Annotated in this window: 19 protein-coding genes, 1 tRNA gene and 2 pseudogenes; 11 read left to right on the top strand and 11 right to left on the bottom strand. The window is 57.8% G+C overall.

Annotated features, from left to right (window positions below):
• The first annotated feature begins 818 nt into the window (after positions 1-818).
• Entirely contained in the window at positions 819-1070 is a 252-nt protein-coding gene (locus QQL24_RS24950; RefSeq protein WP_284315006.1) for a hypothetical protein, read from the top strand.
• A 50-nt stretch (positions 1071-1120) separates the two neighbouring features.
• On the opposite strand, the gene QQL24_RS24955 is transcribed toward QQL24_RS24950, so the two are convergent.
• The 5 genes and pseudogenes from QQL24_RS24955 to QQL24_RS24975 form a co-directional block, all read right to left on the bottom strand.
• Positions 1121-1501, bottom strand: coding sequence for a carboxymuconolactone decarboxylase family protein (locus QQL24_RS24955; RefSeq protein WP_284315007.1), 381 nt, complete (start codon positions 1499-1501; stop codon positions 1121-1123).
• A gap of 412 nt (positions 1502-1913) precedes the next feature.
• The gene (istB, locus tag QQL24_RS24960) at positions 1914-2690 is read right to left on the bottom strand and encodes an IS21-like element helper ATPase IstB (RefSeq protein WP_284315008.1); all 777 of its coding nucleotides are present in this window, start codon (positions 2688-2690) and stop codon (positions 1914-1916) included.
• A gap of 11 nt (positions 2691-2701) precedes the next feature.
• Positions 2702-4290 (bottom strand): annotated as a pseudogene (istA, locus tag QQL24_RS24965) (IS21 family transposase).
• Positions 4291-5281: 991 nt separating this feature from the next.
• A complete protein-coding gene (locus tag QQL24_RS24970; RefSeq protein ID WP_284315009.1) occupies positions 5282-5821 on the bottom strand; it encodes a recombinase family protein in 540 nt (179 codons plus the stop codon).
• A 307-nt stretch (positions 5822-6128) separates the two neighbouring features.
• The gene (locus QQL24_RS24975; RefSeq protein ID WP_284315010.1) at positions 6129-6413 is read right to left on the bottom strand and encodes a hypothetical protein; all 285 of its coding nucleotides are present in this window, start codon (positions 6411-6413) and stop codon (positions 6129-6131) included.
• 163 nt (positions 6414-6576) lie between these two features.
• On the opposite strand from QQL24_RS24975, the gene QQL24_RS24980 reads away from it, so the two are divergent.
• Together QQL24_RS24980 and QQL24_RS24985 are read left to right on the top strand one after the other, a co-directional pair.
• A tRNA-OTHER gene (locus QQL24_RS24980) sits at positions 6577-6658 on the top strand.
• Positions 6633-6941, top strand: coding sequence for a ribbon-helix-helix domain-containing protein (locus QQL24_RS24985; RefSeq protein ID WP_284315011.1), 309 nt, complete (start codon positions 6633-6635; stop codon positions 6939-6941). The genes QQL24_RS24980 and QQL24_RS24985 overlap by 26 nt, the downstream gene beginning before the upstream one ends.
• 293 nt (positions 6942-7234) lie before the next feature.
• Here the strand turns inward: QQL24_RS24985 and QQL24_RS24990 are convergent, their stop codons facing one another.
• Both QQL24_RS24990 and QQL24_RS24995 read right to left on the bottom strand, forming a co-directional pair.
• Entirely contained in the window at positions 7235-7495 is a 261-nt protein-coding gene (locus QQL24_RS24990; RefSeq protein ID WP_284315012.1) for a DUF982 domain-containing protein, read from the bottom strand.
• A 2-nt stretch (positions 7496-7497) separates the two neighbouring features.
• On the bottom strand, positions 7498-7746 hold the full coding sequence (locus QQL24_RS24995) for a hypothetical protein (RefSeq protein ID WP_284315013.1): 249 nt from the start codon (positions 7744-7746) through the stop codon (positions 7498-7500).
• A gap of 388 nt (positions 7747-8134) precedes the next feature.
• Between QQL24_RS24995 and QQL24_RS25000 the strand changes: the two genes are divergently transcribed.
• Both QQL24_RS25000 and QQL24_RS25005 read left to right on the top strand, forming a co-directional pair.
• Positions 8135-8413, top strand: a complete 279-nt coding sequence (locus tag QQL24_RS25000) for a hypothetical protein (RefSeq protein WP_284315014.1) — start codon at positions 8135-8137, stop codon at positions 8411-8413.
• 47 nt (positions 8414-8460) lie between these two features.
• Positions 8461-8772 carry a hypothetical protein gene (locus tag QQL24_RS25005; protein ID WP_284315015.1) on the top strand — a complete coding sequence of 104 codons (312 nt, stop codon included), beginning with the start codon at positions 8461-8463 and terminating at the stop codon, positions 8770-8772.
• Between the two features lie 1873 nt (positions 8773-10645).
• Here QQL24_RS25005 and QQL24_RS25010 read toward each other — a convergent pair.
• The 3 genes from QQL24_RS25010 to QQL24_RS25020 form a co-directional block, all read right to left on the bottom strand.
• Positions 10646-10831, bottom strand: a complete 186-nt coding sequence (locus QQL24_RS25010; RefSeq protein WP_284315016.1) for a hypothetical protein — start codon at positions 10829-10831, stop codon at positions 10646-10648.
• Positions 10832-11563: 732 nt separating this feature from the next.
• Entirely contained in the window at positions 11564-11755 is a 192-nt protein-coding gene (locus tag QQL24_RS25015; protein ID WP_284315017.1) for a hypothetical protein, read from the bottom strand.
• Positions 11755-12285, bottom strand: a complete 531-nt coding sequence (locus QQL24_RS25020; RefSeq protein WP_284315018.1) for a hypothetical protein — start codon at positions 12283-12285, stop codon at positions 11755-11757. Before QQL24_RS25020 ends, QQL24_RS25015 begins: the two co-directional genes overlap by 1 nt.
• A gap of 272 nt (positions 12286-12557) precedes the next feature.
• On the opposite strand from QQL24_RS25020, the gene QQL24_RS25025 reads away from it, so the two are divergent.
• Both QQL24_RS25025 and QQL24_RS25030 read left to right on the top strand, forming a co-directional pair.
• Positions 12558-13106 carry an SOS response-associated peptidase family protein gene (locus QQL24_RS25025; protein ID WP_284315019.1) on the top strand — a complete coding sequence of 183 codons (549 nt, stop codon included), beginning with the start codon at positions 12558-12560 and terminating at the stop codon, positions 13104-13106.
• 726 nt (positions 13107-13832) lie between these two features.
• Positions 13833-14078, top strand: a complete 246-nt coding sequence (locus QQL24_RS25030) for a DUF982 domain-containing protein (RefSeq protein WP_284315020.1) — start codon at positions 13833-13835, stop codon at positions 14076-14078.
• Between the two features lie 512 nt (positions 14079-14590).
• Here QQL24_RS25030 and QQL24_RS25040 read toward each other — a convergent pair.
• A complete protein-coding gene (locus QQL24_RS25040) occupies positions 14591-15334 on the bottom strand; it encodes a hypothetical protein (protein ID WP_284315021.1) in 744 nt (247 codons plus the stop codon).
• Between the two features lie 499 nt (positions 15335-15833).
• Here QQL24_RS25040 and QQL24_RS25045 point away from each other — a divergent pair, with 499 nt between their 5' ends.
• From QQL24_RS25045 to QQL24_RS25060, 4 genes and pseudogenes are all read left to right on the top strand, one after another.
• A complete protein-coding gene (locus QQL24_RS25045) occupies positions 15834-16274 on the top strand; it encodes an NUDIX hydrolase (protein WP_284315022.1) in 441 nt (146 codons plus the stop codon).
• A gap of 557 nt (positions 16275-16831) precedes the next feature.
• Positions 16832-16957, top strand: a pseudogene (locus QQL24_RS25050) (VOC family protein); the annotation flags it as partial.
• A 97-nt stretch (positions 16958-17054) separates the two neighbouring features.
• Positions 17055-17219 (top strand): hypothetical protein, encoded by a 165-nt coding sequence (locus QQL24_RS25055; RefSeq protein WP_284315023.1) that lies wholly within the window; start codon positions 17055-17057, stop codon positions 17217-17219.
• A 78-nt stretch (positions 17220-17297) separates the two neighbouring features.
• Positions 17298-18662, top strand: coding sequence for a peptidoglycan-binding domain-containing protein (locus QQL24_RS25060; RefSeq protein ID WP_284315024.1), 1365 nt, complete (start codon positions 17298-17300; stop codon positions 18660-18662).
• The last annotated feature ends 50 nt before the right edge of the window (positions 18663-18712 follow it).

Consider the following 18712-nt stretch of genomic DNA (forward strand, 5'->3'; position numbering starts at 1 on the left):
GGGCGGCTGCTGTACGCCTCTGCCTGGCGCCGCACCTGGCCCGTCGGCTCGATCCTGACGCCCCCGAACCGATCCTGGAAGGCCTGCGCCGCCTCTTCCGTCTTGAAGCCGAAAATTACGTGCTCGGTTTCGCCGTGGCCTATGCTGTGCTGCCGCGGTGCGTCGCGCAGCGTTCGATAGAAGTTGAAGACCGCATGATAAGTACGGGATGCCCCTTAAGATGGCCGCCAACCGACTTGCGGGAGTCAGGGAGCCGCAAAGTCCAAGGCTGGCTAGGGCTTCAGCTATTTTCGGAAATGGCGCTCAGTGAATCTCTGAGTCCATTTATGGGGCTGCCTTATTGGCGCCTACGCTGTCCGACTGATCTGCGGCGCGACGCTGTGAGGCGATCGAGGAAAGGTGCCCAGCACACAAATTGATAGACGTAGCCAAGGTGACGCAAAAGGAGATGCAATGACGAGATCGACATGCACTGTCGAGATGATTTACTCGCCTTTGCCTGGCGTCGACCGATTACCGCTTCGTAGTTCCTCCAGAACCTCCTGAAGCACGGCACGGATCAAGGTCAACTCGTCGCTGATTTCGTTCGCAGCGGTGATAGCGCTGGCCTTGCCCATCCGGGAAGCCAGAAGCCTGTCCGTTTGGCGTTCCTCAATGAGCTTTTTTGGTGTCTTCAAAAAAATCAGCCATTGTCATCGTTCCTTTGCAAAGGCAGACGCGTCGCTGGCCGCTAGCGGGTTAAGAAAATATTGATGGAAAATATTCGACCATGACGACTTGCCTTTTCCAACCGCAGGACCTCTTCGAGAAGTGAGACTATGAGCGCGGACGATGACCGGGAGCGGATCTACCAGGCGCTGCAAAAGATCCTCGAGGGCTTCTTCGAGGGTCACAACGTCCAGGGCGACGAGCGGCTTGAATATCTGAGACGGCTGAGTAGATTCTGGCTGGCGCGGTCGCCAATGCCCGCCCCGTCGCGAGTCAAGATCGGCAGCGAGGCCGACATCACTCGCATGTGGGCCGCCCACGAGAAGAAGCGCAAGGCCAAGAAGCCGAAGGTGCGAAAATGAAATGACGCGATGTTCCACGAGCGGATATGGCCCTACAGGACCGCAAGTCGTCACTCCTTTGAACGCTTCAGGGCGTCGTGCGCTGCCAAGAATGCTTGACGACCCGCGGGTGTGCCGCAGTAGACGGTAATCTGAACCAATACCTCCTTGATTTCATCGACCGTCGCACCGCTGGCAAGCGCCGCATTTATGTATATGCCAAGCTCTTGAAAGCGGCCGAGCCGTCCGAGAATTCCAAGCGTCAGCAGACTGCGGGTTTTTTGGTCAAGGCCGGGACGACTCCACGCATAACCCCAAGCCAATTCGGTAACCGCTCGTTGAAACGTCATCATGAACTCATCAGAATTGGCGAGATTTGCATCAACATACTTCTCGCCGAGCACCTGCTTCCGCTTCTTGAGGCCCCTCTTAAACAAATCGCTATCCGCCATTGCCGACTCCTCCTCTGCCGAAGACTTTTGAAGTGACGGTCGAGCGTAGCGATTCTTGAAGGATAAGACCAAGCGGTCTGTGACCGCTTTGGGTCGATCGCGACGGGCGTAGCCGTGGCGCGTCCCCTGAAACGGTTGTCATACATTTACGCAGGAAGGTGCGCTCGAACACAGCTAGGCTTCTGAAAGGTAATCTAAACCGAGCAATCCTCTTCACGAGCCGATGGGGCGGCCGCGAGATGGTAGCGGTATGGATCCAGCGTACCACCCGACCCTTCCCTTCGTAGCGCCCCCTTGGCCATAAGCTGCGCGCTTCGCAAAAGCTGGACAGTGATTCCGCTAATTCCCGGACAGCGTTTTCACTAAAGTCCGGACAGTTTGACGAGGTTGGTCCTCGGCAGCCTGGTTGCCATCAGGGCTGATTGATTTCGGTGTTCTCGGTGTCGGTCAAGAGGGGCGCGGCTTTTTTCTTTCGCATGCTCTCGCCTTGGAGGGCGATGCGGTGTGCATTGTGCACGATGCGGTCGAGTATGGCGTCGGCGACCGTGCTGTCGGCAATCAGGTCGTGCCAGCTTGCCACGGGGACCTGGGCGGTGATCAGGGTGGATTTTCTCTGATAGCGCTCCTCGACTATTTCGAAGAGGTGGAAGCGCTGCTGATCGGAGAGAGCATGGGTGCCGAAGTCATCGAGGATGAGCAACTGGACGCGGGTGAGCTTGTCGATGAGACGGGGGAAGGAGCCATCGAGGCGGGCCAGCGCGAGATCCTCGAACAGGCGGGGCACGCGCACATAGAGCACGGAGTGACCGTGCCTGGCCGCCTGCCTGCCGAAGGCACAGGCCAGCCATGACTTGCCGGTGCCGGTCTGTCCGGTGAGGATCAGGTTCTCATGGGCGGTGAGCCATTGCCCCTGGGCGAGCGCCATGGTGTTGCGCCGGTCGAGGCTGCGGGAGGCGGCAAAATCGATATCTTCGATGCAAGCCTGGGCAAAGCGTAGCTTGGCGGAGGCGAGCCTGTTGCGGATGCGCTTGTCGGCCCGCAGGGTGACCTCGCGGTCGAGCATCAGGCCGAGCCACTCATCGCGGCTCAGCTCATTGGTGCCGGACTGTTCGGCCAATTCGCGCCAGGCGACGGCCATACCGGTCAGCCCGAGGGCCTGCATCTGGTCGAGAGTTGGGTTTGTCAGCATTCTTGCTTCCTTCACTGGTAGTAGGAACGGCCACGGATATTGGTGTGTGCAGGCGTGGGCGCCGCTTGTTCAGCCTGCGGTTGCTGCCGGTCGAGGCCGGATTTGAGGATGGAGGCGACGGAGGAATAGGCGATGGCATTGATGGTGAGCGCCCGCTCACAGGCTGCGTCGAGGCGCTGCGATCCGTAGCGCGGCGCCAGCGACAAAATTCCCATGGCCGAGCGGTATCCCTGCTCAGGATGCGGCCTGTCGCGCATCATGCGCTCGACCAGGATGGCGGCGTTGGGGCCGATCTGGATTGCGCGGCCGATCAGATTGGCCGGCGTGGTGTTGGCGTAGCGCTGATGCGCCTTGGGCATATGGTCGTTGACGGTGACGTGGCCGGAGCGCTGGGAGCGGCGGACATGGCTGGCGACGCGCTGGTGATCGTGGTCCCTTTCGTTGAATGCACGCATTCAACTGTCGGGCGAGGAGATCTCGACCACCCGGTGAGTAAGCCGTACCTGGAGGGTGCATCCGATCAGCCGATGCGGCACCGAGTAGAAGGTCTTGTCGACCTCGACATGATAGTCGGGATGGACCTTCGCCGCCTTCCATTCCGCATATTCGAAAGGCGTGGCCGGCAAGGGCTTCAGGGCGGCTCGCTCGATCTCCTCGAACAGTTCGCGGCGGCTTTTGCCGATATGGCGCATCGGGCGGTTGTTCAGGTCCTCGAGCAATTCGGCAATCGCTATGTTGAGGGCAGCCAGCGAGAAGAAGCTGCGGTTCCTGAGCCGAGCGAGGATCCAGCGCTCGACGATCAGCACCGCGCCTTCGACCTTACCCTTGTCGCGCGGCTTCCGGCTGCGGGTCGGCAGGATCGTGGTGTCGTAGTGCTCCGCCATGGCGGCAAACGTCGTCGTCAGCGTCGGCTCGAACCACAGGGCTTTGGCCACGCCCGACTTCAGATTATCGCATACGATTGCCCTGGTGACCCACCATAGAAGGTGAGCGCTCGTACCTGGCCGTCGATCCAGTCCGGCAGCCGCTGGCTGAAGCTGGCATAGGCAAAGGTCAGGTTGGAGGCGCCCAGCACTGCGACGAAGATCTGGGCCGGATGGATGACGCCGGTCGCCGGATCGACCACCGGCACCGTCGGCCCGGCATAGTCGGTCTGCATCACGGCGCCTGCCGCGTGCCGATTGCGGAATGCAGCGCTCATTCGCTGCCGGAAGGCGGCAACCCGATCACAGAACCAGGTGAAGCCGTAACCGTCGGGATGGCAGGCGCGGTATTCCTGCCATAGAAGCGTCAGCGTCACGCCTTTGCGCTTCAACTCCCGGACGACCAGCGCCCAGTCCGGCTCGCTCAGATCCCGCGGCGGTCGGCCGACACGGCCGAACAGCAGCCGCTCCAGCTTTGCATCTTCATCCGAGCCGGCCGGCAAGGGCCATGAAAGCCCGGCTTCCCGAGACCGTAGCAAATAGGTGGAAACCGAGCTCTTGCCGATCTTCAGCCGCTCGGCAATCTCACGCACCGAAAGACCCTCTTCGTGGGTCAGACGCAGGATCGTCCGGATGTCCCTCACGCTCGTTCGTCTTGCTTGCTTCCGTCTCGGCATCGACTCTCTCAACATTCTCGTGAGAGGCCTCATTGCCAGAACGGCGCTGCCGCGAACCAACCGTCACACCGCCGCCGGAAACTGTCCGGGAATTAGCGGAATCGCTGTCCGGGAATTACTGAAAGCCTTGTCCGGAGATTACCGGAAATCCTGTCCGGACTTTTCCGAAACCCGCACATAAGCATCGAGACTTGCGGGTTAATGCGCTGACCGAAGCGGTTGTCGGGGCCAAAAATCCTGTCGGTCAGCTCCATCATCGTCATTCCAGGACGGGCCTGCAGAAGACTTTGTATCTGCTCTATGTAACTGATCACTGCACCGTTCCTGTTGAAGACCTCAACGCGAGGCTCTTCAAGGCCTCCCACCGAGCAGAAGCCCCACGAGCAAAAAAAGCGATGGCAAGGCGATGAATTGCAAGTCACCGCGTTGGCGGCTTATGGTTCGGCTGATCAAAACCAGTCCCGGGCGGCATATGGCAGCCCAGTCCAGTCGGAACACCCTCAGCAGCCTTGCATGCATTTGCTCGCTCGATCGCTTGCGTAGGCGATGACTGGCATGATGAGAGGTGTGCGGACGCGACGGCCTACCTCATCAGGTCGGCGACACCGCGAGCCATTTGGAGATGATTGCCTCACCCTTGGGACCCAATCCTTGGATTATCCGAAGATTCAATTGTCGAACTTGAGTGGCGGTCGGCTGCCAGTGCGGCGGTCGCGCTTCGTCCGCCGGATACAGGGCTTGCCAGAGCGAGTTCAGCAGACGCCTCTCTGCGACGATGTTCGGGCAAAAATCAGCCAGAGTTGCCATTGGCAGGGGACTTTCACCAATATTCTCTAGGTGGCTAAATTCTATCAGCCTTTGCTGGCGGCGCGCTCGGCGCATTAGGTCAATCGAGCCCTCACTTGGTGGCAACGCTGCTGACTAAAGGAGGGGTGAGGACTCAAGGTCTCACCCAATTAGCTAATCGGCAACGAGTTGCAGCATGAAGGGGCTAGCCCGTGACGCGGTACACGCTCGCCCTACCTATCCCAAGCCGCTTCGCAATCTCCGTCGCCCCCAAGCCGTTGCCCTGCATCTCTTTCACTTTGGCAGTATCGATAGTTGGGCGCCGCCCTTTATAAACACCTGCCGCCTTCGCCTTAGCGATGCCTTCCATCTGGCGCTCCTTGCGCAGGTTCGTTTCGAACTCGGCAAAGACGCCAAGCATGTCCAGGAAGGCTTTGCCGGCGGCGGTGCTGGTGTCGATCGGCTGCTCAGTCGCTTTCAGCGCCACCCCTCTGGCCTTGAGGGCGCGAACGATGTCCTGCAGGTCTCCGATGCTGCGAGCCAGGCGATCGATACGGGTCACCATCAGTGTGTCGCCGGAGAGGAGAAAGGTAAGCAGCGTATCGAGCTCCGCCCTGCCCTCTCGGCTCGTACCGGAACGCTTCTCTTTGCGGATGACTTCGCAGCCCGCTTTGCGGAGAGCCTCAATCTGGATAGTCAGATCCTGATCTGTGGTGCTGACGCGTGCATAGCCGTACATGGTCATTCGCTGGCATCCGTCTCGTTTGGTTCTAGACCCTTTCTCCATACCGTTCTCATAATACAAACGTAAACCCAAATAAGACGCAGAAAGTGTCTCATGTGATTGTCTCGCTGGGGTGAATCCACACGGTACACGTCAACGAACAAACGCGGGCCGTTTGCATACCAGGCGGTTGAGTTGCGGAGAGCAGCGGGAGGGCTGATCGATTCTGCGAAGGTAACTCGGAAGAAGATCCTGTGGCGCAAAGAGCGCGCCCTGTTCTTGGGCGATTGATATCGGCCTGCGCCATGCTAAAAAGCGGAGCATGGTTCTACGATGTTATGTTCGGGTGAAAGCCATGGCCCGCATCACGTACTATGTCGTTGTCCCCTTTGTCCGTATGCCCGACGGCGAATTGCTGGGTCTCCAGGCCGAAGAAGCGCCATCCCAAGCCCACGCAGAGATACGGGCGTTTACTCGAATTGGTGCGCTGAGAGGTGTTGATACGATAGTCGGCGCCGTTGCCTTCTCCAGATCGGGCGATCCTGGCACCGGTCGCTTCGAAGACGCCGTAATCCTGGCACGCTGCGGCGATACCCCCGATGATCTGCACCAAGGCGGTTGGTGATCCAAGCTCGTCATAGCGAGGCGCCAGATAGGGTGGACATGCTGAAACGAGGCATCAGCGATCCAAATACCTTTTTAATGACCTCAAATAGTTCTTTTGATGAATTGCCGCTTGCTGGCTTCGCACGCAATATATCGCTGCTGGCTGGTTGGGAGGGTGGCGCTCAAGGTGAGCATACGGTGCAAACCGTGCCCCGGAAACGGTGATGTGTTCAATTCCATCACCCTCCGCCAACAGCTTTTTTGGCATCCTGTTACGCCGGACTGCAGCGTAACCCACGCGCATATGAGCAAGCTTGGCAAGATACCAGTCCGCTCCATTACCTATAACGGACTCGAGTCGAGCATTTCGCTGGAGGACGAGTTTTGGCGGGCGCTCAAAGACATTTCTCTGGCGCGCGGGATGAGTCGTCAGGAACTCATCAGTCGGCTTGATTGTGCGCGCACGAACGCAAATCTTTCATCGGCCCTGCGCGTCTTTGTGCTTGATGTCTATCTCAGACAGCGTCGCGCGTGAGAGTTGAATTGAGAAGATACAAGGCCCCTCTGGTCGGAAGGCTAGAGGGGCTTTTAGCTGCTGGTGAACATGTCGCACTGCGCCGCGCTCTCGTAGGAAGCCTATCTGGCTCCGAGCCGGGTTTTTGTCTCGTGCAGGATGCTCCTCTGTTTGCGGGATAATCCGGCAGCGTAGAAAGGTATATGTTTGCGCAATCGGTGGCCTCGCCAACCAAGGCCATCGTTCTGGCGCGAGATGGACTGCCCGACCCGGCTCGCCGCAAGCGAGCCGGGTTTTTTGTTGTCACAAGGCGCTTAGCCTTCTGCCCTTTGATCGAGCGAAATGCCAATTTCCCCGAGCGCCGCGATGAATTCCGCCCTCGCTTCGTCATTGCTCAGATTGTCGGCCATCGCATCCTTGCAGGCTTTACGCGCGCGCAGACAGCTCGGCCCCGGCTGCGTAGGCCATTCCTGTTCCAAGTATCCTGCTACTTGCTCAAGCGAAGCTATCGTCCTGAACCGGCCGGGCGAAAAAGCGAAGGTCAGGGCCTCGAAGGTGTGCAATTCCTTTGACACTGTCATCTCCCAGTTTTTGAAGCCGTGTTGCCGAGCGCTGGAGCCGCGGCGAGATAGTAGCGGTGCGGATCCCGAATGCCACCCGCCCCTTCCCTTAGCAGCGCGCCCTTGCTCATCAGTATCAAGACCTGCGGGTTAATGCGCTGACCGAAGCGGTTTTCAGGCCCGAATATCGCGTCCGTCAGTTCCTTGACCGTCATTCCGGGGCGCATCTGCAGTCGATTTTGGATTTGCTCCCTGTAATTTGCCACAGCAGCCCTCCCTTAATGACCTGCAACGCGCTACGCCCCTTTCGGTTGCGATGAGGGGCATATCTTCCACGCACAACATCCCAATTCACAGGCCGGCCACGCGTGCATAGGGGAGGAGCCAAGCAATTGCGCTTGTTAGGATGAAGTACCGTGGCTCGGGGGCAATGACGATCGAGCTGGCAGCGCCGCGAGGCGGACGTGCAATTTAGGACCTCGGATCTCGCCGGCGGCCCACTTCCACTTCAAACCCGCGCCCCAGTCGGTACACCCCCACCGTACCCCCCGTACAGCCAATTACTTATCCTGTCGGCGAAGCACCTCTACGGATGTGCAATAGACCGCGAATGGCGGCGTGCTACGCTGATGTATTGGCACATAGGTTATGGTCATGTCCCGCACCATCCGTTTCCTCGTCCTTCCTTTCACTCGTGATCATCATGGGGAGCTTTTCGGTCTCGGGCCGGAAGAGGTATCTGACGCGGCCATGGCCAATTTTCGGGCATTCAACATGGTGGGGAAGATAAGGAGATCCGAAACGGTGGTTGGTACCATTGCGTTTTCGCGGTCAGGCGACCCTGCGCGCGGAGATTTCGCTGACGCCAGTATCCTTGGACGCTACGGCGAAACGCCCGAGGATGTGGCGGGGAGGAAGTGGGGCCGCCGGTGACTGGGTATTATGCTGTGGTGTGCTTTACCCACGGGGCCGGAACAGAATTGATCGCCCTGCCTCCCATGTCAGCGCCGACGAGATATGCCGCGTTGCGGCAGGCCTGCTTTTCCATCGCTGGCGGCCGCGACAATACCGCCATCGTGGGCGCCATTGTCTTCGCTAAGGAGCGTAATGAAAACGACGTCTTGGGGGACATCGCCATCGTCGCCCGGTACGGTGAAACGCCCGAAGTCATGACGGGCAACGGGCAAAGCTTGACAGATGGCATCGTCGCCCGCCAATCGCCCGCCGTAGACAGCGCGAGGCGCGTTTTTCAAATCATACGGGAGCGCTGGCATCGGGAATGCCCCGAGTGAGAGGAACTGCCGATATCACACGGCATGTCAACTTGTTAGGCCATCGAGGAACGCAGGGCGGCGCGGAGGCTGATGGGCGCGGCCAGGGCGACGCGGGCTAATGGCCTAAATCCGCGCTAACACCAACGTCGTACATTCCCGCTAGTCGCAAACGCGAGCTTCACACCAATGTCTACGCGAGGCCTGCAGCTATCTTGGCTAAGCATGGTCTTGCCAGGCTTTGCGGCCGTGGCGATGATGCTCTATCTCGGTCTCCCGTACATCACAGATCATCCGCTCTTGGCCGCTGCGAGAACGGCAAGTTGCGCGCTTGTCGTTCGGTGGATTGTCGTCGCCCTCCTCACTCTTGCCTGAAGAACGCGCTCGTGACGCATCTGTGCCACCCACCGTTCAAAGAGGAGAACACGCTCGTCGACCGTAAGATCGGCGCGGTAGAACCTGGGCCTGGGCGTGAGTTTGAAGAAGTCGACTGGGGTTCCCTCATGAAAAATCTGGTGATCGCCGTCCTGCTAGTTTGCCTGTGCTTCGTTTGCTATCAGCTCGCGATTGTCGAGGATGAGCGATATGCCCGCCAGATGGGGCTATGCGATCCATACACGGCCAGGACGTGCCCCGCGGCCCGGACCTCACTGCTTTGGGATCTTTATTGGGGCCTCCGACACAAAAAACCAAGGGCAGGAGGGGAGGCTTAGGGAGGGCGGAAGAGGTGGTGCTATCGATAGCGGCGGCTGAAGGGAGAATAACAACTAGGTCGCGGGTGGCCGGCCACATTGCCAGGTTTTGTGTAAATTAGCAGGCACCCATCTAGGCCCGAGGCTGACCATTTTTGTTTGGTTGTGGGGTAAATTCGTCAATTTCTTGCTTCAACCACAGGTAGTATGTGATCAGGGTCATGCAACCTGCCCCTCTTGACTCGCCCGATGCTCGTGCGTCCGCCTCTTCCACAGGAGAGTCGGTTGCGTACCCCCGGCCTTTCCCGGCAGGCCGGGGGTTTTTGTCTCGTGGCAGATGGCGCCCGCTATGGACGCACGCTAGCCCGGGGGTTAGGGCGTCTGTTGGGGAGAGGCACTAGCTCAAATAAACGCGTGGATCTTTATTCATCCACAAACACACGACCATGAATAATTCCGCGGAACAGTGACTACCGCTAGGAAGGCGGCTGAGGTTTGAATGCGACGTCTCAAGCTGTGCCGCCAGTTCGCGAAGCCCCAGTCTCCCGCTACCTCTGCTACCAGCGCTGCCCTTCTTCTACATGGTCGCTCCGACCAGGCCGCCCGTTGCCATAGACCCCCCGGCCGGTCCGATCCGAGTCGCGTTGCAACAGGCCGACCGTGATTGTCGTACCATTTGACCTTTTTTGGCTGCCAGATCAAAGCCGTGGCGGCGGTTCTTTGACTATGGCTGGTGCGACGATGCGCAGTGCTATACACTTGGCCAAAAAGGTATGCATTGGTATCACTTTCTGTTGGTTTTTAGTATCGTCCCTGTGGATCCTCAATGTGTGGAGAATTATCCTATGAATTCTGCACAAAATAATTCGCCTGCCGAGTCCATTATTGCAGCGGCGGTTAGCTCAGTTGAGGAAATATCAGATAAGCCGAAAGATTACATTTCGGTGGTTGCCAGTCCAGATCTAACGTTAGCGAGGATAACTATCGTTGGCCAAGACAAGCCACTAGCCAGCATTGATTTCGATGCGGACCAGCTTGACATTCTTGTCTCAAGGATTGTCGCGGTAAGGGACGCCTTGAGTGGTCGCAGATAGCTACGCTAGATTGAAAACTCTTGAACGGAAACTTCCGCTTCTTTGACCTTACGCACTCGCCAGCCGGTACCAAGCGGCATCGACGCCGCATAAGCGCCCCGGTTGCTATCAGGCTCGCCCCTGAGGCTCGGCGTCTTCGAGTATAATTGGGTTTTGTAAACCAACCAGATCCCGCAAAATCACGATTGCCTGTGTGGCCTCCAGCAAGGCTGTCTCGATCTCTTCCACCGGCCGGTCGTCGACCTCAAATGCGCGATTGCGTAGTCGCTCGACGATATCTTGCCTCTTGTCCATGCGATGGGGTTATCAGAGTGGGGCCGTCATACCAATAACGTGCACCAGGCAAGACTTTACTGACAGCTTCTCCCTGGCGTCGTCCTCAGCACTCGCCCATCCAATATCTCGATCGGCCTTTCTTCCCATCTCTGTTTACTCCCCAAACCAACCGGCGCGACGAGACGCACCTCTTGGGGAGGGCAGTTGCACTTCCTGCAGGCCGCCCGGAGATAGACCTGGCCAATGAACCATTGGGCTTTGCCGCGGCGCTCAAGCTTGTAGAAGGGCTCGTAACCTTCGCTGTGACACTTGGGGCAATCGAATCGGAGACCGCTCCAGCCCATGCCTATGGCCTCGCGAATGGTCTGAGGCGGCCCGTCCAAGGTGGCCATACTTTATTCCCTGCTCGGTCTGAGCACGCGGCCTTCGTAGAAATCTACCCGCTTCTCGTGCCAGTGGCTGCCGTCCATTTCGAACGCCAGGCTGGCTGTGACAGGTCGCAATCCGCACTGCCCGCACTTGCAGCGCCCGAAGATCCAGGGCAGCGGCACGCGACGCAGGATTACGAAGCGCCGCAAGTCGACGTGGCCGGTGTGTCCGCAGTGTTTGCCCCGGCATGTGAACGCCAGATGCGTCCAACCGAATTCAACCGCCTCGTGAGCGGTTTGCGGAGGCTGATTAGGGCCAATCGCTCTTGGCCTGTGTCGCCACCTTCGTTCGCAAGAGATATCGTTCCCGGCGCCCGCGCGATTAGCCGCGGGAGACGTCGACGGCGAGCCTGGCTATCTCGGCGGCCAAATCGTTGATCTCCGCTTGCTGGTGATGGATCGCCAGAAGCAGCACGCGCACAGCCGCCCGCGCATCGCCGTCACAGGCAGCGATTGCCTCATCCGTCATGTTTTCGAGATCAGCGGGCGCCGGCTCCTGGGCCGGCTGGGTCATTATTTCACGACACGAAAGTGCTTGCCTTGGGACCGGCGCATTAGATCCCGCCATCCCGGCGGACGCGAACCTACCGGCTCGTCCGGAGGGCCATTCTTCCACGCGGCTTCATCTTCCCAGAAGCCCGGGGGAGCCGGCTCAAACTGAAATTCGCGCTTAGTGCGCTCTATCGACTTTTCCAGCCGGTACTGCAATTCGGCTACATACTGCTCGACCATGGGCGAGTTGTCAGGATCCAGCTTATGAAGTTCAAGCATCAGACAGTCGATAGCATCATCTTTGTACATCGCCCGTCTTACGAGCAACCGCAGAGCTACCAGCGGATCCCCACCGGCTTGATCAAGGCGCTCCCGCACGATGTCCTCAAAGCCCATTCCGGGATTATATTTGTCCAACTCATCAATATCGTGCCAGTTGAGCAAATCGCCCTTTCGAGCCTTATATTGCGCAAGTGTTTCTCCGGGCTTGATATCGCTGGGGGATTCCGGAATTGGCTCCGGCCGTTCGGGAATAGCCTTTTTCACCGCCATAGTCGCCTCCATAGCAGTTTCGATTTGCTCGGAAGCTAACTCTGGCTCTCTCGAGAGTCGAGTCTTTCGTTCTATTTCTGTTCTCGCATCCGCCGGGGTTGCGCAGGGCTTTGTCCCGAAGCATGCTGTCGGTTATCGGAGGTCCGGCAATGTGCGATCTCTTCGGCTAGCGAATGACGCAGGCGGAAATCCGCCTCCTCGGCGACGTAATCCGCGACACGATCAACTGGCCTGACGCCGTCGACATCTATCCGGATTAGCCCTCGCCGATCGTGGGCACCGGAGCCGATGGCGTCCGTGAGCCGGTGACGGCGCGCTGGGGCATGCCGACGCCGCCGAAGTTCCTGAAGGGCAAGAGGACCGATCCTGGCGTGACGAACATTCGCAACGTCTCGTCGCCGCACTGGCGCCGCCGGACAGGCCCTGAAAACCGCTGCCTGGTGCCAATGGCGTCTTTCTCGGAGTATTCCGACAGCGAGACCAACGAGAAGGGCCGCAAGGCGCTGAAGTGGTTCGCACTCGACGAGAGCCAGCCACTCGCCTTCTTCGCCGGCATCTGGACGAACTGGACCAGCGTGCGGAAGGTGAAGGAAGGTCAGGTGACGATCGACATCTTCGCTTTCCTGACGACGGATGCGAACGCCGTCGTGAAGCCGCACCACGCCAAGGCGATGCCGGTGATCCTTCGCAACAAGGCGGAGTTCGATGTCTGGATGCGCGCGCCGTGGGGCGAGGCAAAGGCGCTGCAGCGGCCCTTGCCGGATGATGCGCTCGTGGTACTGACCTCGCGAGAAGCCCAGAGTGCGGTGGGGGCGATGTGATATTGTGATGTGACCTGGCCTAGGCCTGATGGAGGCCAGGCCTCAACTAGATAGGACCGCCCTTACGGTAGTCACTTACCGTATCTTGATAACCTTCCCGCAGTTTGATCACTTCGGTGAGGCGGCCCGGATCTTTGCTTGGCATGCCAGAGTAAGCTGAGCCATATGCTGGCGCAGGCAGGGACCGGCTTTTCCTGCCTCGCTTTGCGGGCAAAATTCCTTCCGATTTTCCTTGCACGCGTGGCGATCATTCTCTCTCACGACCCTGCCGTTCGAGTTCGCGCCAAGAGTCGAAGCCATTACACAGATGGCGGCAACAGACATAAGCCAACTCCATGTTTTCACACCGCGCATTGCGTCCCCCTCAGCCTAAAATTCCATGTGCATCTCGATGCCTCCCGATCCTCAACTAGACTGGGCCATCCTTACGGTATCTAGATACCGGTGCCTCGATGGCTTCCTTTGTGGCCTGATTGCAGTGGCTTGCCGATCTGAGAGATCTGTCGCTGTCTTAGGACCCTGCATGGATTGCCCTCACCGGTGGCCATTCCAAGTCTCTGCTCGCTAAAGTAGCACATGGCAAAGCCTCGCGCAGGTCGTCTCAAGCGCAGGGGCAAGCGAAAACTCCGACCAGTCCCCACTCCGGCCGGTGGATTCCAGCTCGGCCGCGACAGCACTGAGAGGAACCGAAAATCTCAGGCGACGTTGAGTCTCCGGAGGTGTGACATGGATTCAAAACCGTTCGATCACCCGGTAAAATTCATGGCAACCAATTCGCTCGTCAGGCACGTTACCAACACCGACGAGGCGCTGTACTTCCTCGAACACAAATGGCCTTACGTGGAGGGTCAGGCTCACCAGCATGCCGTTCAAATCTCCCGAGAAGTGCTTGGGGGACGAGGCGGCGCGGAGAAAGCCAAGCAGGCCTTCCTGCGTGCGCTGGACGAAGGCCAATTCCATCTCGTGGACTGAGCTCGTGGCCGAGATCGAGTTCCGCCGCCGGACGGATGATCAGAAGCTGCGGCATGTTTCGTGTAAAGGGCTGCGGGAGAAGAGGGCGGATGTGGCCGCCGTGCTGAAAAAGCAATTCGGCTAATGTGGCGCTCTTAATTTGGTTCCGATCGGCGGTGTGGTCCGGGTCTCATCGCTGTGCAAGCGGCCATCGACAGCCCTTCAACGCCGCCAGGGTACACAATGGTATCGGGCGCCTCTGGAGGGAGCCGAGGCTCTGTCGGCCGCCTCAGGATCACGACCAATACCTCCTCCCAGATCCGTTTTCGCAATTCGAACGCCATCAGCGTGACGATAGGGATCATGACCTATAGCTGGCTCGACACTCGCGGGACTGTCTAGCCCACGTCGGGACGATACATTCTGCAAGTCACTATCAAGTGCAACAAGTTGAGACCAATCAGCATCAAGACCCAAGGGCCTTCTGGGAACCAGTCTCGGCGCTTCTCTTGGCGTCTTTCCGGTCCGGAGTATTAGCAGGGCCACGCCTTTGTCATAGAATCCTGCCCCGCAGACGGAAAATGGATGCCGCCGAACCTCATATTCTTCATTTCGCACACGACCTGGCTCCACATGTGGCCATTGTCAGTCCGCACGAGTTGAAAAGGTTGACCCGTCCATCCGACAAGCGGACGCAATTCCCATCCTATGTTTGCGGTGCTGGTTGCAAACAACACACACCAGACCAGCGATGTAGCTAAAAAACCACCCTCGGCCAGTTGCATCGTATGGAGGTAAAAAAACAGGGCACCAACGAATGTGCTAATTAAAAACGCTGCATACGATGCCAGTATGACTTCAGAATAATTCCCCTGTGAGCTCAAAATTGCTATTGCAGGAGCAAGTACAAATAAAAATGTCGAAGTCATAAATAATGCTACTAAAGATCCTCGCGCAATTGCTCTGCCTTTAAGAGATTTTCGGGTAATTCTTGCGAACAAGAATGTTATAATAGCGGCAACGATGGCACTGAGAAAAAATATTAGCGGAAGCTTTATTATTGAGGATATGGTCTGAAGTATGTAGGGATGTCCCGGCACGAACATGATATAGGCGGTCAGGCAAGCGCCGAAAAAGGCCAGGCCAAATGCTGCGGGCAAAATCAATGCAAATGGATTCCACTTACCCAAACTAACGGAGATTTTCCAAATAAACTTACCGAAAAAGTAGGAGTTCGGTCCGGAAACGAAGATATTTCTAACGGCATGCAAACTCATCCTTATCGCATCATATTCTAAATAAAATTACGCTGCTGGAGCACTCAATCCAACATCTCGCTTTCACTTTAGCGATGACCAAAAACGTCGAGATCCAAATTAAATGCATGGTCACCGTCATGCTGTCATCCTAATTCTTCACCAGGCCTCATTTAAGTTGGAGCTCATCGAAGGACGGCGCGGTGCGCTGGCGCCTGGGGGAGGCGCTTGCAAGCGACTTGTTGCGAGATCTACGTGACGGAGGAGTGACAGCCTCTCGCTGAACTGGAGGAGCGGTTTGGAATGCCCCTGGAGACCCCGCTAAGAGTCACTGGCGGGCTTTCTGCTTTTCGGAGTCGGGAGTGCCACCGTGGTAGGAGAGCGAGCCTGCAGACTCGCCGTACGCCAGCTTGTTGTGCCGCCTGGAGGCATCGCTGTAGAAATTTAGGGCGCTCACAACCAAGTAACGGGGCAAATGATTTGTAATATGGCTTTTACGAGTTGGGAGTATTCTTGAAGAATGGCGAAAGGCACAACTCACGCTGCCAATAGGACACCACGGCGCCAAATCGCCGCGTTGCCCCTGCGTGAGCGAGAAGGTGGGGTAGAAGTCTGCTTGGTGACCACCCGAACAACGAGCCGTTGGACCGTGCCGAAAGGATGGCCCATGAAGGGCTGTTCAAATTGGAAGGCCGCTCGGATCGAGGCGGAGGAAGAAGCTGGCATCACCGGCAAGCCCGGCAAGAAGCCTCTCGGTTCGTTCCTCTATTGGAAACGTCTTCTCGACCATTTCGACCTCGTGGAGGTGGATGTCTACCCGCTTCGCGTCACTGGGGCGTTGCCGACGTGGAAGGAGCAAGCTCAGCGCCCCGTACAATGGATGTCGTTGGCAGACGCATCAATCATCGTCGATGAACCGGGCCTCGCTGCCTTGCTGCGCGATATGAGCGCCCGAGGCTAACCCTCAGTCCGCTACCCGGAGAGGTATTCGCCCAGTTCCCCGGAAGGCTCCCCAGCGCCATCAAAGGCCCCTTATTGGAGAGCCCGCCCATGGCGCGCAGAATTCACCAGTCTTGCGATAAAGGCGAAACCCGTTTCCATGCTGAAGGATGGTGTTGGCGATTTTATTGCAGACTAGCCCCCAATGCCGGGTGTGGCTTCTGCTTCATGCATCGCTGGAGCCCCGGCAACGGGACAGTTTTGATGCACCGGGCTAGATTTGTCACCGACTGATTTACGCCTTGCATGCAGCGCTTCCATTGCGGGGACTGCTGCGCGAAGTGAGCGCTACATGTGGCCGCCACGTCTTCCTGCCTAGGATTGCCATTGGCATCGATACGAATGTTCGGCCGGGCTGGAGCACAAGCCCCAAGTGCAAGCGCAACGACAACAAACAAAAATTGAACTTTCACAAACAGCTCCACTTCACTTCTAACGGATTGACGCACCGAAACCCATGCCTTCTGCGGCGACTTTAGCACCTGATTTCCCCTACGTCGCAGAAATCAGCACTATCGCGAAAGGCTCCGCGCGCGCGGCGCGCAGCTCGTGGGCGAAGTAGTCCAGTATAAAGACGCGTATCGGCTCTGCTACATCCGTGGGCCTGAAGGGCTTCTCATCGGACTCGCTCAAGAACTCAGTTGAGCTATGTTTGAATCCCCCGACTTCGACTGGGATAGCCTTTCTGCCGCCGAGGCTGACCCCGCGCAGACGATGATCGGCGCGTTCGCGGGCTTGGAATGTGCGCGGCCCCCTCGCGGTCACCGCAGACAATGGCGGACTGGTCCGGGACAATAAGGCCCTGCTGTTCGAGCTGCGCTTTGCCCACGCCCTCAGGTCCGCAGGCATCGCTCCGCGCTATGAGGTGCCGGGCGAAGGACAGTCAACGCTGGACGAGAGCTGCTGAGTGGCGGCGGTTGGATTGTCCAACAGCCGATCCGTTGGACGGAGATCCAAAATCCAGATAAGATTAGGTGGGGGCACTATGGGCTTCTGGAGTTGGAAATATACCGCTTCGGATGTTGCCGATTGGTTCGATTCCAATGATGAAAAATATTGGCGTGACCACGATGAATGGTTGATCAGTACGCAGCTGCGCGGAGAGACCAACCCGGTGTTCGTATTCGCCACCTGGTTCAATGACCGGATGGCGACCCTTCCGCAACGTGTTGGTAGCTCGTTGACGTCCGGCGTCGTGGACGTTCTACGACTTGGCAGCGATATCGACTTTTCGTCGAAAATGGGCATCGCCAAGGGCGTGTTCCTGAATTTAACGCGCATTGCAACGATCGCGGGGCCGATATCCAAAGCGGTTGGCGCGGGTGGAAGGTATGCGGGACTCCTCGCCACTTCTTCTTTGGAGGAAATCGCAGGCGCTGCAAAGCCTTGTAGCTTCGTCAGCGCCAACAACGTGCTTTCATATATGAAAGGTCGCACCGTTCAGTTGTTCGCCGTTGTAGATGACGTCATTAAGGTCAGAGGAGCTAACAAGGGCATTGGCCGCGAAGCATTGTTAGCAAGTGAGGAGGTGCAGGCGGCGTTAGCAAAGTTCGGAGTCACCTGGGAAAGGCTCTCGAACCTCGGTAGCATTGATGATGTCTTGAAGGCTGCGAAGTCTTCCGAGGGCCCCATACTATTCAGCATTGAATGGGAAATGAACGGAAGAACCGCCAGGCACGCGCTTACCGCCGTCAAAGACATGGCCGGTAGAGTGCGAATCCTTGATTACGTCGAAGAGTCCTCCGAAGCGTTCAAAGGCTTCTCCTCTATTGCCGAAATGGCACAGGCGCGTCCTGAATGGGGAGAGGGATTTGCGAATGCAATATTGCGCACAAGTCAACCCGTCGTAGCCTTCAGTAGCCGGTATCTTCGGCTTCTGGAGTTCGGCGGCGGACTGTACAGATTCGGATTGCCCATCGCGATGGGACTCAAATGGCTGAAAGGGGAGACTCAAGACGATAAGGTATTCGCTATCGGTCGTTCAGCATGGCGTTACCTCAGGTCGAAGTGGGACGATGAATCGCCCACACCGCCCCTGGCCACAAATCCACCACCTGTTGCCGCTGAATTACACATTCCTCCTGTCCCTCAAGTCAACGCTAGGGCGCTCGGTGTTTCGCCTCTATCGCGCGCAGCATCCTCCGCCCCGCGCATCGACTGGCTTACGGGCGTGCAGTTTCGATTGAAATACCTCGGGTATTATAGGGGCCCCGTTCATGGCAACAACGACCACTCGACCAAGGCTGCTGTCCTGGCCTTTCAGAAGGAGTGGTTTATCGATTCAAAGCAATGGGACTCTATACCTGGGCCCATAACCCAGGCGATGCTGTATTCAGTATTGGGATGGTGACAACTATTATAGCACAAATACTCTTGATGCCAGTCTCTGCGCGTCGTCTG

It is taken from the genome of Labrys miyagiensis, from assembly GCF_030160835.1.
Lineage (GTDB): Bacteria > Pseudomonadota > Alphaproteobacteria > Rhizobiales > Labraceae > Labrys > Labrys miyagiensis.

What these genes read in the sequence shown, in the direction of transcription:
- QQL24_RS24970 (WP_284315009.1), bottom strand. Translation starts at nt 5,821, where the DNA reads ATGACCATGTACGGCTATGCACGCGTCAGCACCACAGATCAGGATCTG.
- QQL24_RS25010 (WP_284315016.1), bottom strand. Translation starts at nt 10,831, where the DNA reads ATGGACAAGAGGCAAGATATCGTCGAGCGACTACGCAATCGCGCATTT.
- QQL24_RS25060 (WP_284315024.1), top strand. Translation starts at nt 17,298, where the DNA reads ATGGGCTTCTGGAGTTGGAAATATACCGCTTCGGATGTTGCCGATTGG.
- QQL24_RS25040 (WP_284315021.1), bottom strand. Translation starts at nt 15,334, where the DNA reads ATGAGTTTGCATGCCGTTAGAAATATCTTCGTTTCCGGACCGAACTCC.
- QQL24_RS25030 (WP_284315020.1), top strand. Translation starts at nt 13,833, where the DNA reads ATGGATTCAAAACCGTTCGATCACCCGGTAAAATTCATGGCAACCAAT.
- QQL24_RS25000 (WP_284315014.1), top strand. Translation starts at nt 8,135, where the DNA reads ATGTCCCGCACCATCCGTTTCCTCGTCCTTCCTTTCACTCGTGATCAT.
- QQL24_RS24955 (WP_284315007.1), bottom strand. Translation starts at nt 1,501, where the DNA reads ATGGCGGATAGCGATTTGTTTAAGAGGGGCCTCAAGAAGCGGAAGCAG.
- QQL24_RS25015 (WP_284315017.1), bottom strand. Translation starts at nt 11,755, where the DNA reads ATGACCCAGCCGGCCCAGGAGCCGGCGCCCGCTGATCTCGAAAACATG.
- QQL24_RS24950 (WP_284315006.1), top strand. Translation starts at nt 819, where the DNA reads ATGAGCGCGGACGATGACCGGGAGCGGATCTACCAGGCGCTGCAAAAG.
- QQL24_RS25045 (WP_284315022.1), top strand. Translation starts at nt 15,834, where the DNA reads ATGGCGAAAGGCACAACTCACGCTGCCAATAGGACACCACGGCGCCAA.
- istB (WP_284315008.1), bottom strand. Translation starts at nt 2,690, where the DNA reads ATGCTGACAAACCCAACTCTCGACCAGATGCAGGCCCTCGGGCTGACC.
- QQL24_RS25020 (WP_284315018.1), bottom strand. Translation starts at nt 12,285, where the DNA reads ATGGCGGTGAAAAAGGCTATTCCCGAACGGCCGGAGCCAATTCCGGAA.